General features: G+C 47.8%; 18 protein-coding genes. 14 read left to right on the forward strand and 4 right to left on the reverse strand.

The annotated features are described in order from the left end of the window. Nucleotides 1–32 precede the first annotated feature (32 nt). The gene (locus tag FYJ53_RS06435) at nt 33–221 is read left to right on the forward strand and encodes a ferredoxin (protein WP_013379695.1); all 189 of its coding nucleotides are present in this window, start codon (nt 33–35) and stop codon (nt 219–221) included. A 97-nt stretch (nt 222–318) separates the two neighbouring features. Here the strand turns inward: FYJ53_RS06435 and FYJ53_RS06440 are convergent, their stop codons facing one another. Continuing rightward, nucleotides 319–978, reverse strand: coding sequence for a DUF1638 domain-containing protein (locus FYJ53_RS06440; RefSeq protein WP_013379696.1), 660 nt, complete (start codon nt 976–978; stop codon nt 319–321). Between the two features lie 156 nt (nt 979–1,134). Here FYJ53_RS06440 and FYJ53_RS06445 point away from each other — a divergent pair, with 156 nt between their 5' ends. The 7 genes from FYJ53_RS06445 to FYJ53_RS06475 all read left to right on the forward strand — a co-directional run bounded on the left by FYJ53_RS06445 (nt 1,135) and on the right by FYJ53_RS06475 (nt 7,183). Then, the gene (locus FYJ53_RS06445; protein ID WP_041689838.1) at nt 1,135–1,488 is read left to right on the forward strand and encodes a hypothetical protein; all 354 of its coding nucleotides are present in this window, start codon (nt 1,135–1,137) and stop codon (nt 1,486–1,488) included. A 59-nt stretch (nt 1,489–1,547) separates the two neighbouring features. Next, nucleotides 1,548–1,991, forward strand: a complete 444-nt coding sequence (locus FYJ53_RS06450) for a hypothetical protein (RefSeq protein ID WP_013379698.1) — start codon at nt 1,548–1,550, stop codon at nt 1,989–1,991. 176 nt (nt 1,992–2,167) lie between these two features. Continuing rightward, the gene (locus tag FYJ53_RS06455; protein ID WP_081474280.1) at nt 2,168–2,443 is read left to right on the forward strand and encodes a LysR family transcriptional regulator; all 276 of its coding nucleotides are present in this window, start codon (nt 2,168–2,170) and stop codon (nt 2,441–2,443) included. Between the two features lie 154 nt (nt 2,444–2,597). Continuing rightward, complete coding sequence (locus FYJ53_RS06460; protein ID WP_013379700.1) at nt 2,598–3,116, forward strand: hypothetical protein; 519 nt, start codon at nt 2,598–2,600, stop codon at nt 3,114–3,116. 403 nt (nt 3,117–3,519) lie between these two features. After that, nucleotides 3,520–4,809 (forward strand): bifunctional diguanylate cyclase/phosphodiesterase, encoded by a 1,290-nt coding sequence (locus FYJ53_RS06465; protein WP_041689839.1) that lies wholly within the window; start codon nt 3,520–3,522, stop codon nt 4,807–4,809. Between the two features lie 207 nt (nt 4,810–5,016). Then, the gene (locus FYJ53_RS06470) at nt 5,017–6,465 is read left to right on the forward strand and encodes a GntR family transcriptional regulator (RefSeq protein ID WP_073382313.1); all 1,449 of its coding nucleotides are present in this window, start codon (nt 5,017–5,019) and stop codon (nt 6,463–6,465) included. A gap of 139 nt (nt 6,466–6,604) precedes the next feature. Continuing rightward, the gene (locus FYJ53_RS06475) at nt 6,605–7,183 is read left to right on the forward strand and encodes a TetR/AcrR family transcriptional regulator (protein ID WP_013379704.1); all 579 of its coding nucleotides are present in this window, start codon (nt 6,605–6,607) and stop codon (nt 7,181–7,183) included. A gap of 59 nt (nt 7,184–7,242) precedes the next feature. Here FYJ53_RS06475 and FYJ53_RS06480 read toward each other — a convergent pair whose 3' ends face one another. From FYJ53_RS06480 to FYJ53_RS06490, 3 genes are all read right to left on the reverse strand, one after another. Next, entirely contained in the window at nt 7,243–8,088 is an 846-nt protein-coding gene (locus FYJ53_RS06480) for a DegV family protein (protein WP_013379705.1), read from the reverse strand. 189 nt (nt 8,089–8,277) lie between these two features. Continuing rightward, nucleotides 8,278–9,072, reverse strand: a complete 795-nt coding sequence (gene fetB / locus FYJ53_RS06485) for an iron export ABC transporter permease subunit FetB (RefSeq protein ID WP_013379706.1) — start codon at nt 9,070–9,072, stop codon at nt 8,278–8,280. Beyond that, the gene (locus FYJ53_RS06490; protein WP_041690123.1) at nt 9,065–9,700 is read right to left on the reverse strand and encodes an ATP-binding cassette domain-containing protein; all 636 of its coding nucleotides are present in this window, start codon (nt 9,698–9,700) and stop codon (nt 9,065–9,067) included. The genes fetB and FYJ53_RS06490 overlap by 8 nt, the downstream gene beginning before the upstream one ends. A 167-nt stretch (nt 9,701–9,867) precedes the next feature. On the opposite strand from FYJ53_RS06490, the gene FYJ53_RS06495 reads away from it, so the two are divergent. The 6 genes from FYJ53_RS06495 (at nt 9,868) to FYJ53_RS06520 (ending at nt 14,207) form a co-directional block, all read left to right on the forward strand. Next, the gene (locus FYJ53_RS06495) at nt 9,868–10,185 is read left to right on the forward strand and encodes a carboxymuconolactone decarboxylase family protein (protein WP_013379708.1); all 318 of its coding nucleotides are present in this window, start codon (nt 9,868–9,870) and stop codon (nt 10,183–10,185) included. Nucleotides 10,186–10,302: 117 nt separating this feature from the next. Next, on the forward strand, nt 10,303–11,433 hold the full coding sequence (gene rffA, locus FYJ53_RS06500) for a dTDP-4-amino-4,6-dideoxygalactose transaminase (RefSeq protein WP_154557220.1): 1,131 nt from the start codon (nt 10,303–10,305) through the stop codon (nt 11,431–11,433). A 20-nt stretch (nt 11,434–11,453) separates the two neighbouring features. Continuing rightward, the gene (locus tag FYJ53_RS06505) at nt 11,454–12,584 is read left to right on the forward strand and encodes an acetyl-CoA carboxylase biotin carboxylase subunit family protein (protein ID WP_154557221.1); all 1,131 of its coding nucleotides are present in this window, start codon (nt 11,454–11,456) and stop codon (nt 12,582–12,584) included. Continuing rightward, entirely contained in the window at nt 12,574–13,539 is a 966-nt protein-coding gene (locus tag FYJ53_RS06510) for a glycosyltransferase family 2 protein (protein ID WP_154557222.1), read from the forward strand. Before FYJ53_RS06505 ends, FYJ53_RS06510 begins: the two co-directional genes overlap by 11 nt. Then, nucleotides 13,520–13,867, forward strand: coding sequence for an EamA family transporter (locus tag FYJ53_RS06515; protein WP_154557223.1), 348 nt, complete (start codon nt 13,520–13,522; stop codon nt 13,865–13,867). Before FYJ53_RS06510 ends, FYJ53_RS06515 begins: the two co-directional genes overlap by 20 nt. Further along, nucleotides 13,860–14,207, forward strand: coding sequence for an EamA family transporter (locus FYJ53_RS06520; RefSeq protein WP_154557224.1), 348 nt, complete (start codon nt 13,860–13,862; stop codon nt 14,205–14,207). The genes FYJ53_RS06515 and FYJ53_RS06520 overlap by 8 nt, the downstream gene beginning before the upstream one ends. Nucleotides 14,208–14,210 lie beyond the last annotated feature (3 nt).

The following is a 14,210-nucleotide window of genomic DNA, read 5'->3' on the forward strand; positions in this document are numbered from 1 at the left end:
CAGTTGAATTGATTCAGAAAGGATTGAATGTTATGAATGTAAGTATTGATGAAAGCGGCTGCATCGGCTGCGGATTATGTACACAGGTTTGTCCTGAGGTTTTTGAAATGGGTGATTCCGGCGTAGCTGAAGTCATTATGGAAGAAGTCCCGGAAAATCTGGAGGACAGTGTCCAGGAAGCCGCAGACAGCTGCCCGGTAGAAGTGATTACAGTAGAATAAACAGGAAAGGACCGGTAAAATCTACCGGTCCTTTCCTGAGGGTTCGCAGGCCTCCGGCCCGGCATCCGCTGCCGGCGCCGGAGGATTTTTGTGTTTTTCATAAAGTAAGGGATTTGAAATCCTCCAGGGTTGTCTGCTGTCCTGGAGGGATAACGCAGAAATTTTTTGTCCAGTTCCCTGTCAGCAGCTGTTCCAGAATGGTCAGGCTGCCCTTGCCCTCGATGAGCTCAAGCTCTGTAAGGGCTGAAAACGCGTCAAGCTCCTCCTGCACCTCTGATATATCGTAGGAGCCTGTTTGGATCATCATCATGTAGGTGTAATTTTTAAAAAGCACCCGCATGATTTTTTTTGACTGTTCTTTTCCATAGCGTTTAAGCTGGTAGTTCAGGTCCTTTGTCACAGGGCACTCTCCCCGAAGCCAGCCCTTTGTCAGAAAATAGGTGTTACTTCGTATTTCATCCAGGGCTGAGTTATCGTTCAGGAGCATATCAATACAATCGCCAAAACGGGGAATCACCATAGCAGCGCCAGGGCATTCAATGCCCACAAGGCCGTTACCGCAGTTACCGTAACCGAGTAAAACCTGGTCGAGGTCTGTTATGGAGCCTAAAACTTCCTGCAGGGCTTCTCTCAGGCGGTCCGGTGCGTTATGAAGTGAGTTTCCCATCCAGTGAACCGGTATTTCCAGCTGATGTGAATCCATGACCTTTTGGATTTCATCCTTCAGGGTTTCGCACGCAATTAACAATTGCCCCATTGGTGTAATGCCTCCTATCCGCATGTAAACATTTAACAGTCTGTATATTATAACATACTTTAAGACATTTGTGTGTCCTTTATGAACTAAAATGTATCTTGTTAACGTGAACCAGGCAGTGCTATAATGAAAAAAACACTTCTTTTGGAGGCAGAGATGAATTTTAATGATGGTTATTTTTTGAACAATTTTCACAAAGCAAGATTTAAGGATATGGCCCGCCGCAATGGCAGGGTGTACCAGGCGCCGGGATACCTGGTCAGCGCTTATATTTTCAGTTCAACCCCTGAGCTGATGGCCAGAACCGAGCCCTGCATGAACGATTCAGCCATTGACTTCGCCAAAATTCTGAACGGAGGGCTGGGCAGTGAGGAAAAGATTCTCGTTCAGTTTGCCGCCAACTTTTATGATCCGTCAAGGTATGAAAGCCCGTCGGTTTCAGCGTTAATCAACGAGCTCTCAGGTGAAAGCTATACCGTTATGCTGAATATTTTTAAAATGTTCAATTAGTTTAAATAAGAAAGAAACAGGGTATATCAGAAGCAGTATTAATGAAAAGGAGAGAAGCTATGAAACGAAAATCCTTTGTTTTAGTGCTGCTTTTGACTGCTCTTTTATTTTTGGGGGCAGGGTGCAGCATGACACAGCCTTCTGGTGAAAGCCCGTCTGCCCCTGACAGCAGAACCCAGGAAATGGATGAGGAAGCCTCAAACGACAGTACAATCAATGAATTCAAACGCGAAACCTCGGAAATCTCGCAGAAAGTGGACACGGTGGTGCCCATTGAAAATGATATGAATGAAAAAACTCAGCAGTTCAACGAGATTATGCAGAGAATCAACACCCTGGATCAAAAAATTGACAATTATGAAAACCAGATAGAAGCAGACTATCAAAACCAGAAGCTTTCTGAGAGGGATTATAAGGTCGCCAAAATGGATATTGAAAAGGCGGATGATGACCTTGGGGCTGTAAAGGAAAATCTGGAAAACAAGTTTGCGATGGATGATTGATTATAACAAAATAAGCCAGAGAAGATGCATAGAGCTACATTCTCTGGCGTTTTTATTGAAAATAAAGAATAAACGTTGTGAAAAGTTTCTATTTTTATATCTTTTTTTGACATTATCTCTAGAATTTTGTATAATTGTATCAATACATTCAAGAAATTATTGAAAGGCCGGAAAAAATGAATCTTAATCATCTATATTACTTTAAAACTCTGGCTGGATTGGAACATTATGCGAAGGCTGCCAAAGAGCTTAACATCAGTCAGCCAAGCTTGAGCTATGCGATTGCGGGACTGGAGAAAGAGCTCGGCGTTCCTCTGTTCAGGAAAAAAGGCAGAAATGTGGTACTGACCAGTTATGGGAAGGCTTTTGAAGAGTATGTCACCATTGCTATTGCCCAATTGGAGGACGGTGTCCGCTTTATCCAAAATATGGACGGAGAGGAAAAGGCATAGTCGGAAAAGATACAAACAGGATATTTAAAAAGGCAAGAGCAGCACAAGCTGTTCTTTTTTTGTGCATTATGGCCAGGTGGCAGTGCATTAAGGATGATTTTCAGCAAGTGATAAGGGTATATGATAGATATGTCTTACATTGGAGGTTAAACAAATGGAATCACTTGATTATTATAGCACCAGTAATACTTTAAATACTTTTATGACCGCCCTTTTTGGCGCAGCCGCCGGCGTGGTGGCTGTTATCTCTGCTCTGATCGGTATTGCGCTTTACCTGCTTTTAGCATATGCTTATTACCGAATGGCAAAAAACAGGGAGCTGCCCCATGCCTGGACCGCCTGGATCCCCATCGCGCAGCTTTATCTGCTGGGGATGCTCATAAACCGGCGCGTTTATTTTGGCAGCGCTAAAATTTCCAACGCCCATGTTCTGCTGCCCATCGGCTTTATTCTGGTACCGGCAGTCGCCTTTATTCCGATTATAGGATACCTTTACGGGGTTGCCTACACGATCTATGCTTTTGCGGCACACTACCGGCTATACCGCCTTTATGGCACATCCAACCAGGCGCTGGTGTTTCTGATTTTAAGTATTATTTTCCCGGTGACAGAACCCTTTTTCGTCTTTGCGTTAAGAAATAAGCCGTCGGTTGAGTATCAGACATATTTTTAAAATAAGGATAGCTGTAATTAGATGTTTTTAAATATTACCAAAAACAAAATCAATAATTATAGTATTTAGGTAAAAGAATCATATCACAGTGTAAATAGTGATATGATTTTTTTATTTTGAGATTGCACTGTAAAAGAAAATCCTGTATAATATAGCTGCTTGGATTATAAGGATAAAAGATAGCGCTGTTTTAGAGCGAGGACTGTAATCCGGGCATAAAGTCTGCTATTCTCGAGAGACTCCCTCTCTGCTTGAATAGACATTTACATTCCTGCACAGGGGCGGCCCTGTGCGACGGGTGGAGGAGCGCGCCAATTTCCTCCATTTACTCTTCTTTGAGACAGCGCTTATGCTGTCTCTCTCTTAATATCAGCAAATGCTGGCTTTTATGAAGGAGCAAAAAATGACTGCTCAAATATATAAGACAGACTGTCTGCCGGAAAAGGAGCAAAAGAAGGAGCTTTTTATCCGGCATCTTGGAGAAATCCTGAAGGAAAAAAGAACAGAAGCGGTTTTAACCGCCATGGATATTCATAATTTTAAATTGGTGAATGAAATCTGGGGCATGCGCAATGGCAGCCGTCTGCTGTCAATTATTGTTGACCAGTCACTAAAAGTCCTGGGCAGAGGGGAGAGCATTTCGCGCTTTTTCAAGGACCGTTTTTACCTGCTGATGCTGGGACCGGTTAATGCCATAAAAGAAAGACTGGAGTCAATGAGGCAGCAGATCGAAGCGGAATTTGTACGCTGTATTGGTTATCCCTATTCGTTAGTGGTGAGCCTTGGGCTCTGTGAGTATAACGAAGATATGGAAAGCGGTGACGACTGGCTCATACGGGCAAATTATGCTCTGGAAAGCGCTGAGCGGCCTGTGGGTGACGGCTTCGCGGTTTATGATAACGCCATGCGGAAAAACCTTCAGGAAGTTCGCAAGATTGAAAAGCGGATGCAGTTTGGTATTGAAAATAACGAATTCAGAATATATCTTCAGCCGCAGTTTGAACTGGCAACGGGACGCCTGTCCGGTGCTGAAGCCCTGGTCCGCTGGATCAATCCCGAGGCTGGGCCAATCAGCTGTCCGGATCAGTTTATTCCATTGTTTGAAAAGAACGGTTTTATCAGAAAACTGGACTTCTATATGATGGAGCAGGCCTGCCGGGTGCTAAGCGTCTGGAAAAAGCAGGCCCTGGAACCAGTACCCATTGCGGTAAATATTTCAAGACGACATATCGGGGAACCGGGACTGGCGGACAGGCTGCTTGAGATTTGCAAAGTCAACAGTGTGCCGCCCGAATACATTGAGATTGAACTCACCGAGACCTTTGAGCTTTCAGAAAATGAAACGCTCATGAAAGCGCTGAGCGCGCTGAAAAAAGCCGGATTTTCACTGGCTTTGGACGATTTCGGTAAGGAGAACACTTCCATAAGCCTGCTCAGGGAGGCCTGCTTTGATGTGATTAAATTTGACAGATCGTTTCTGGCTGGCTGTATAGAGGATGAGCGTGCCCGGAACCTTTTGGATTCGATGCTGAAGATGGTTAAGAACCTTGGAATCAAGACACATGTGGAGGGCATTGAATGCCGGGAAGAGGAAGCTTTATTAAAAAAATACCAGTGTGACCGGGTACAGGGGTTTTATTATGCAAAGCCCATGCCCGCAGATATGCTGACAAACTATTTGCCAAAAACATAAGCGGGGCTTGTGTTTTTTAACTCCAACAAAACAGGAAAAGCACAAATAAACGGGGGTATCGTAGCTGTGTGTTCTGCTTTGTGGGAGTTTTTTTATTGCAGAAAAAAGGTTTTATAAATAATATTTTTAATATTGTAGGCTTTTTAGAACGATTATGGTATAATCAAGGCTGTTAAATGTGTGTAATCTGGAACCGGAGGACAGAGTATGAGTGAATTAGCCACCCAGAATTTGGCAACCTATGTTTATGAAAACCTGCTGCTTAGAATCATGACGGGAATACTGAAAAAAGGCGATGTTCTGCCGTCCAGAAAGCAGCTGGCTGAAGAATATAATGTCGCAGAGATTACCATCCGCACAGCGGTCCAGATGCTGGCACTCAACAGTTTGGTGAGCACCTCTCAGGGAAAGGGAACGGTTGTGACCTTTGATATGGAGCATGACGACAACTCGCAGTTTTACTGGAACTTTATGTCTAAACGGGTTGGCTCCATCGTGGATGTGATGCGGGCCACATCGCTGTTTTTTTCGGATATTATGATTTACGCGGCCTTAAACTGCGGCCCCGAAGACATTGTCCGGTTTAAACAGCTTTACGCAGATTATCAGGAAGCCTGCGGCAGAAACATTGTCGTTTGCTTCAGCCGTTTTTGGGAGGAGCTTCTGGAAACCCTGAAAAACCCCCTGATCAAAGAGCTTTATCAGCAGATGGTTCAGTTTACCGGCCTGTTTTCCATTATTTTTGAAGAAAAAATGATGATGGACTTTAAAGTGTGGTCTCTGCCTTACCTGCAGGTCTTTTTTCAGGGAATGGAGGAAGGCAGCCTGGATAAGCTGCGGCAGGGGCTGGGCGCAGTATTTGGAGACAGCGAGTTTGTGGCGTATTCCGAAAAGTATAATGACAGGCTGGGGGCAGAGGAACAGGTGCCATTTTACTGGTTTATCAGCAGCGAACGCCACAACCTGACGAACTCCATCATTAATGTTATCCTGAAACGTATTGAAATTGGAGAATACCAGATAGGCGATTCCATTCCGTCCCTCAATGCGATCCGGGAGGAATTCCAGGTTTCGGTTAAAACGGCCCGAAACGCCCTCGGCAGCCTGGAGGAGACCGGTATGGTGGAGCGCTCCCAGGGGAAAAAGGCGGTTGTCATCAAGCGTGAGGCCATCCGGATCGACAAAGAAAAAATACCGGTCCAGCAGATGCAGAACGACCTGAAAAACCTGCTGGATGCCCGCGCTGCGTTCCTGCTTACCCATAAGACCTTTGTCCGTGAGGCGTTAAAGGGAAAACGGAGGAACAAAGGGCCGGAGCAGCAGGAAAGCCGGCTGAAAACAGTGACTTACCATTCGCCGATCCCTCTGTTTAATGAAATGATCCTCCAGATGGAATCTCCGACGCTGCGGCATATTTACATGCAGCTGGAAAACATCATGATTAAGGGCAGCCATTACAGACAGACTGCCGAATATGATTACAGCAGTCGTGTCAGCACTATTATGGAAAACTATGAAAGGGCGCTCAACGCTTACCTTGAGGAGGATGAAGACGCCCTGGAAAAAAGCCTGTACGCGGTTATCCGCATACAATACGATATTACCGTAGACTATTGCCGCAGGATGGGTGTTCCGGCAGAACCTGTTATTACCTAAGCCAAAAAGGGATTTGCTGGTCTTAAACAGGAGAAAAACTTTTGTTGAAGCCTGACAAAAATCTACTCATGCTTTACTTGACGAACGAAGGGATAAAACATATAATTAAAAGTGACACGTATGTCGTTTTGGAGGTTTTATGAGTACACTGAAGGCTGATATGAAGCGGAATTATATTTTAGACAAGGCGCGGGATGTTTTTATCCAGAAGGGTTTTGCCGCCGTTACCATGAAGGACATTGTGGAGGCCTGCGACATCAGCCGGGGTGGACTATACCGCTATTACGGATCGACCCGGGAGATTTTTCTGGCGTTGTTCCAGCGTGACGCCAAAGAGGAGCTGGAGCGTGTAGAGGTGGCGATTTGGGAGGAAATGTCTGCCAGAGACATTCTTTTTTCCTATATGAAGCGGCAGAAATGTGCCTTTGAGCAGGAGAGAACGACCTTATCCAACGCTGCTTATGAGTTCTTTCTTGAAAACCCCGATGACCGGGTGATCTTTCAGTGGCAGTTTGACGGTATCTCCGAAATGCTGCGGGAAATTTTGGAGTATGGGGTTCGAAAGGGCGAGTTTGTTTTGCCTGACACCGCGGCCTTTGCAAGACATCTGGCTCTTTTTATCAACAGCATGCAGCTTTCATTGCCCCTGTTAAACTTTCCGGGTCCGCGAATTGAGGAGCAGTTCGGATTGCTTTTAAGACCGATTTTAGCCAGTTAAACAATAAAAAATCCCCAGCCGGGTTCTTTGATTCGGTTGGGGATTTTTAGGTTACAGGCTTATTTCGCTTTTAAAAAGACAAGGATGACCGCCCCGGGGCCGGTGTGCGTTCCGATGACACAGCCTACCGGATGCATTTCGATTTTGCCCAGATGGTGGTCGCGGATGGCCTGGGCTTTAAAGTCCATAACCTGCTCCTTGTCCCGGGTATAGCCAAGATAGACGGGCACGTTAGGGTCAAGCCCCTGAGCCTTGGCAATCTGTTCAGAAAGGATTTTGTTGCCGTTTTTTAAGCCGCGGGCCTTTGCCAGCATTTCGAGACTGCCCTGGTTCAGGGTAACGATGGGTTTGATCCGCAGCAGGGAACCCATGGTGGCCGCGCCTTTTCCAAGGCGGCCGCCCTTTTGCAGGTATTCCAGGGTATCGACCATGGCCAGCAGCACCAGGCGGTGGCGGGCTTCGTCGAGGACAGAGACGATCTCATCGGCTGTTTTACCCTCAGCCCGCATGTTTACGGCATATTCAACCAGCAGGCGCAGGCCCATGCTGGCGTTTAAGGTGTCGATGATGTGAATGCGGTCGTACTCCGCCATATTTTTGGCCAGGGTTGCGCTCTGAACTGTTCCGCTGATTTTGCTGGACAGCAGCAGGACAATGACGTCGTCGCCGGCCTTTTTAGCTTCCTCAAAATAAGGGAGGAACTGCGTGGGAGTTGGCTGTGAGGTGGTCGGAAGCGTTTTTGAGCTTTCAAGGATTGGGTAAAATTCCTCAATGCTGATATCTACCCCTTCATCGTATTGGTTATCACCTACGATAACCTTAAGCGGGACAATGGAGACATCCAGCTTTTTAGCCTCCTCCTGTGAGATATCGGAAGTTGAGTCGGTAATAATTTTTATGGACATGGATAATTCCTCTCTGTTTTTCATTTGAAATTTAAAATAACTTTAACTTAAAACTAATAATATTTATAATTCTATCAAAGAATGCTTAAATGTCAAGGAGTTTTCAAAAGTTTTCATTTTCCTAAAGTAAAAGAGCCACAGCCAAAGACTGGCTGCGGCGGTAAGCTGGCAGAAGATTAAAGGGAGAGGCTACTGCTGGCTGCTGATAAACTGGGCATCTTTGGTAAAAAAGGTTTTATAGCCCAGGGTGACAAACAGAACCACGGTGATGGCTGTGCAGCCCAGAATAGCCAGCATAATGCCGATCTGGTATTTGATGGCAGTCAGGGGAAAGGTCCCGGAAAGGATCTGCCCGGTCATCATGCCCGGCAGGGAGACAATGCCCATGGTCAGCATATTGTTCATGGTGGGAAGAATAGCACTGTCAAAGGCCTCGTTGACGATATCCCGGGTTGCGGCCTTGGGAGTGGCGCCCAGCATGAGGGCGCTTTCAATCTGGTCGTGCCTTTCAAGCATGGCGCTGCACAGCTTGTTGGCCCCCAGGGCGATACCCGTCATGGCATTACCGACAATCATGCCTGAGATGGGAATAATGTACTGAGGGTTGAACCAGGGGGTAACATGCAGCACTGCCAGCATGAAAATAATGGCCGTGACGCCATAGCCGGCCACCATCGATACGGCGATGAGCTGCCTGAGCTTTTTGTTCATGAGTGTTTTCACACGTTTTAAAGCATTAAAGATGGCAAATCCAACCATGACGGAGAGCATGAGCAGCGTCAGCCACCAGCTGGGATTTTCAAAAACATACATTAAAATATAGCCCATCACCGTGAGCTGGAGGGTCATGCGGGTGGTGGCAATGAGGATCATCTTTTCACGTTTGATGCCTCTTGCCTTAAAGATGACCAGCAGCAGGAGCACAAAGGTATAGGCGATGGCGAGATTAAAAATGGAAAGGTCCATAACGGTGCTGTTATTCATGGGCGTAGCCTCCTGTCCGTCCGTTTTCGATGCGGATGGTCCCCTCGGGATAAAGGCCGGAGACCTCCTCGGAGTGGGTAACCATGATGAGCGCTTTCTTTTCGCGCGTCACAAAATCGGCCAGATTGGTGATGATAAAACGCTCCGTTTCCTTATCCAGCGCTGCCGAGGGTTCGTCAAGCAGATAAACCTCCGCGTCCATGAGCATGACGCGTGCCAGACAGAGGCGCTGTTTTTCACCGCCTGAAAGGCTGAGACAGGGATCATCCAAGGGTTTATTTAGCTTCACTTGCTCGAGGGCGTTTAGCAGGCGGTCCCTGGACGCGGGCAGCTTCTCAGAAAAACGGAGGCCGATCTGTAAATTTTCTTCCAGGTCGCCGTTGTAAATTACAGGAGTCTGCCCGAGCATGACCACCTCGCGGCGCAGGGACACAGCCGGGATTTCGGCGAGATCGCTGCCGTTGTAGGTAATGGCGCCGCTGTCGGGGGTATACAGCTTGTTTAAATGCTTGAGCAGTGTGGTTTTTCCACTGCCCGAGGAGCCGATGATACAGGTGATGGGACGGTCAATGGTCAGAGCCTCAATATCCAGAATATTTTTAAATTTCAGATTACAGATTTCAAACACAGCTTTTTCCTTTTTTATTTTTATTTTAGCACATTTTTTATTTTTATTTTAGCACATTTTGCCCTCCGGGAGTAGCCCAAAAGGGAAGGCACGCTTTTAAAAGGTGTGGGATAAACTAAAGAAAGCCAGCGTAAAATGATCTTAATACTAAAAAAGGAGCGATATTAATGAAAGTAACCACAGGATTTCAGATGTTTATGGAAGAATCGGGTGAGGTAGGCAAAGCCTATTCACAGCTTGTTCAGGCAATGGCCCAAAACAGCGCGTTGGATAAAAAGACCCACGCATTGGCCTATATCTCCGCGCTGGCGGCCGCGCAAATGACAGGCGGCCTGGCTTTTCATGTGATGATGGCAAAGAAGGTGGGGGCAAGCAGAGACGAAGTCAGGGACGCTGTGCTGGTGGGGCTGCCGGCAGTAGGGCTTGCAGTGCTTGACGCTTTAGAGGTGGCACTTAACGCCTATGATGAAACAGAGACAGCATAGTTTAAGGAAATAATTAAAAAGATCTGAATTTCAGATCTTTTTTTGTGTTGAATTTGACCCGCCTTTTTATATGACGTATAATAGGTAGCGTGAGAAATAAACGAACGAGGCGACAATATGATTACATTTAATAAACCGCCCTTTATGGGGGATGAATTCAAATATATTAAGGAGGCAATCGACAATAAGCAGATCAGCGGTGACGGTGCCTTTACGGCCAGATGCAAGGCCTGGCTGGAAAAAAGCTGTAATGCGCAGGAGGTGCTGCTGACAACCTCCTGTACCCACGCCCTTGAGATGGCAGCACTGCTCTTGCAGATACAGCCGGGCGACGAGATCATCATGCCTGCCTATACCTTTGTATCCACTGCCGATGCTTTTGTTCTGCGGGGGGCACGCATTGTTTTTGTGGATATCCGGCCGGATACTCTGAATATTGATGAAAAACAGATTGAAGCTGCGATCACCCCTAAAACCCGCGCCATTGTCCCAGTGCATTATGCCGGTGTTTCCTGCGAGATGGACACTATAAACGGCATCGCAGCTGCTCATGGCCTTAAGGTGGTTGAGGACGCTGCCCAGGGAGTGATGGCCTCTTACAAAGGAAAAGCCCTTGGCACCCTCGGCGATTTTGGCTGCTTCAGCTTTCATGAGACCAAAAACTACAGCATGGGCGAGGGCGGCGCCATTGTGGTCAATGATCTGAAATATAAAGAAGAGGCTGAAATCATCCGGGAAAAGGGGACCAACCGAAGCCGTTTTTTCCGGGGGGAGATTGATAAATATACCTGGGTGAACCATGGTTCATCCTATCTTCCGAGCGATATGAACGCCGCCTATCTTTGGGCACAGCTGGAGCACGCGGATGAAATCAACAATGACCGGCTGGCCAGCTGGGATTACTATCATGAATTGCTCCTGCCCCTTGCCCGGAGAGAACAGATTGAGCTGCCCTTTATTCCTGAGGAATGCACGCACAACGCCCACATGTTTTATATCAAGGCCCGGGATCTTGAGGAGAGGACCGCGCTCATGGCTCACATGAAGGAAGCCGGCATCCAGGCGATCTTTCATTATATTCCCCTGCACACCGCGCCGGAGGGCCTCAGGGTTGGCCGTTTCAGCGGCAAGGACCGCTATACGACCAGGGAAAGTGAACGGATTGTGCGGCTGCCGATGTACTATGGGCTGGCGAGGGAAGACCAGAACCGGGTGGCCAGTGCCATCGAAGACTTTTATCGGGTGTGAACGTGAAGGAGAATGGATTGATGAAGGAGAAAATTGCAATAATCGGAGCCAGCGAGTTTCAGAATCCGCTGATTCTGAGGGCAAAGGAAAAGGGCTATGAGTCCCATGTTTTTGCCTGGGAGGCAGGGGATATCGGTGAGGAAACAGCCGATGTCTTTCACCCTGTCAGCATTGTCGATAAGGAAAAGATTCTGGAAATCTGCAGAGCCGAGGGGATTGCGGGGATCTGCTCCATCGGCTCGGACCTGGCGTCTCTGACGGTCAGCTATGTGGCTGAAGCGCTGGGGCTAAGGGGAAATTCCATGGCATCTGCTGAGCTCAGCACCAACAAGTATGCCATGCGCTGCGCCTTTAAGGCTGCGGATGATCCGATCCCTGGATTTATGGAAGGCGATGCGACCACCCGTCCGCAGGATGTGGCGCTTACGTACCCACTGATTGTAAAACCCACGGACCGGTCCGGAAGCCGGGGGGTTACGAAGATCGAGGGACCGGATGGGCTGGAAGCCGCCATTCATAAAGCCCTTGAGGATTCCTTTGAAAAAAAGGTGATGATTGAGGAATTTGTGGAGGGCAAGGAGTACAGCGTGGAGTGTATCTCCTATGAGGGGATACATGTTTTTCTTGCGCTGACGGAAAAAAGAACCACCGGCGCGCCTAATTTTATTGAAAAGGGCCATTTACAGCCAGCTGAAGTCACACCCGCCCTGCGCAACCAGATCATCACCATTGTCAAGAAAGCTCTGGACACCCTTCAAATAAGATTCGGAGCGTCCCATTCAGAAATCATTATCCAGAAAAACGGAGTTATCCGCATTGTGGAGATTGGCGGACGAATGGGAGGAGACTGTATTGGCTCACATCTGGTGCCATTGTCAACAGGCTATGACTTTGTGGGCATGGTCATTGACATTGCCTGCGGGAAGGTGCCGAATTTTTCAATTATACACGAGCCTTCCCCGGTCGAAATCCGTTTTATTTTCGGTCCGGAGGATCTGGCAGACTACGAAGCCATGAAAGAGGCGGCAGAGGATCGGATTGTGTGTACCTCTCTGCCGGAAAAGCTGGATGATCATCCGGTTACAGACAGCTCCAGCCGCTACGGCTTTTATATTTTTGAAAAGGAAAGGATGGGGGCGGATGTCGATTAGCGAAAAATTATCCTTTGTCATTCCCTGCTACCGTTCAGAGGATACCATAGAGGCTGTGGTGCGGGATATTGATGAGACTGTCAGGCAGCGTCCTGGCTATGATTATGAGGTTATTCTGGTCAATGACTGCTCGCCGGACAATACCTATGAGGTGTTAATGCGCCTGGCAGATATAAACCCAAGAGTGCGGGTCGTTAACCTGGCCCGGAATTTTGGGCAGGCGTCAGCCATTATGGCAGGTTATCACTATGTGACCGGCGATCTGGTCATCAACCTGGATGACGATGGACAGACCGATCCCAGAGAATTCTATAAGCTGGTGGACCGGGTGCACGAGGGCGACGATGTGGTTTACGCCAAATATCCGGAAAAAAAGCACAGCGCTTTTCGGAATTTTGGCTCCAGGGTCAATGATATGATGGCAGACGCGCTGATCGGAAAGCCCAGGCATCTGGTTTTTACCAGTTATTTCTGCGCCAGACGCTTTGTCATCGACGAGGTGCTGCGGTATGACAAGCCTTTTCCTTATATTGACGGGCTGCTCATGCGTGTTACCAAGCGGGTGAGCGCTGTTGAGATTCCCCACAGGGAGCGGGAGTCCGGGGAGTCCGGTTATACCATCGGCAAGCTTTTTTCACTGTGGCTGGATGGCTTTACAGCTTTTTCAGTCAAGCCCCTCCGGATCGCTACGATTTTAGGTTTCTTGATCGCCATGGTGGGTTTTGTCTACGGCGTGGTGACCATTATAAGACAGTTTGCAGAACCCAGTGAGGTTACCGGCTGGGCGTCGCTGATGGCGGCTACGGTTTTTCTGGGCGGTATGATCATGGTGATGCTGGGACTTGTGGGCGAGTACATCGGCCGTATTTATATCAGCCAGAACAACGCGCCGCAGTATGTGGTGCGGAACACACTGAATATTGAGGACGGGAAAAATGGAAAAGATACGCGCTAAGGATTTTGTTTTTCTCCACGCCCTCCTGCTGGTTTACTCTTTCTCTTCGGTTTGCTCAAAGGCGGCCGCGGCTCAGGCGTTTCTGTCATTTCAGTTTTTTCTTTATTATGGTCTGGTGCTGGTGATACTGGCGGTTTACGCGCTGCTGTGGCAGCAGGTGCTTAAGCGGATGCCGCTGACGGTGGCCTTTGCGAACAAAGCGGTTGTGATCATCTGGGGCATTGTCTGGGGCATGCTCTTTTTTGGTGAGACGCTTCAGATTTCCATGGTAGTGGGGTCTGTTATTATTATCGCGGGCATTTATCTGGTGGTGAGTGACGATGAATAATATGCTTTTTTATACCATCCTGTTTCTGGTTTCGGTGTTCATATCCTCCATTTCCCAGATCATTCTGAAAAAAAGCGCGGAGGTTAAGTACGCGAGTGTTATCCGGGAGTATTTAAACCCCATGGTCATTATGGCATACACCATTTTCCTGGCGTCCACCCTGCTGACAACCTTTGCCTATAAAGGTGTGCCGCTTTCGCTGGGGCCGGTCCTTGAGGCGACAGGCTATATCTATGTGGCGGTGCTGGGAACACTCATTTTAAAGGAAAAACTCAGCCGGAGAAAGATCATCGGCAATGTGCTGATTATTGCGGGGATTATGGTTTTTGCGCTGTTTTAAGCG

It is taken from the genome of Eubacterium sp. BL-380-WT-2B (assembly GCF_009696115.1).
Taxonomy (GTDB): Bacteria; Bacillota; Clostridia; order Eubacteriales; family Eubacteriaceae; genus Eubacterium; species Eubacterium callanderi.